This is a genomic window from Rhodococcus sp. T2V, from assembly GCF_029269925.1.
GTDB classification, from domain to species: Bacteria; Actinomycetota; Actinomycetes; order Mycobacteriales; family Mycobacteriaceae; genus Rhodococcus_F; species Rhodococcus_F koreensis.
On the sequence record NZ_JARJBD010000398.1, the window covers coordinates 1 to 485 of the forward strand.

Below are 485 nucleotides of genomic sequence, written 5' to 3' on the forward strand. Positions count from 1 at the left end.
ATGACGCTGACGGTGGTTTCGGTGGGCCCGTACTGGTTCCACACCGTCGCCGGACTGAACTGCGCCAACTGCGCGACCGTCTGCCCGGACAGCATTTCACCGCCGAGGTAGACCACCTTCAGCCCACCGAGAGCGTCCGACGACCGGCTTGCCATCAGACTGGTTAGCACTGTTGGCACGGACGCCATGTGGGTGACCTTCTGAGCCCGGATGGCATTTGCCAGGTAGTCAGGGTCGCGTTGGCCGTCCGAGCTCGCCAACACCACGCATCCGCCGACCTGCAGCGGTGCGAAGAGGTCGGGAGTGGACGCGTCGAAGGTCACCGCGTTGCTCTGCAGGAGGCGGTCACCGGCGCGGTGATCGAACGCCTCCACCACCCACCGAACCTGATTAACGATTGCGGTGTGGGCCACGGCCACTCCCTTCGGGTGGCCGGTCGATCCCGAGGTGAACATCACGTATGCCGTGTTCTGCGGGCGCAGTGG

1 protein-coding gene is annotated in these 485 nt (G+C 65.2%); it reads right to left on the reverse strand.

The features are described from left to right. A partial coding sequence (locus P3H15_RS54560; RefSeq protein WP_276144904.1) for an AMP-binding protein occupies positions 1–455 on the reverse strand: 455 nt, incomplete at its 3' end. Positions 456–485 lie beyond the last annotated feature (30 nt).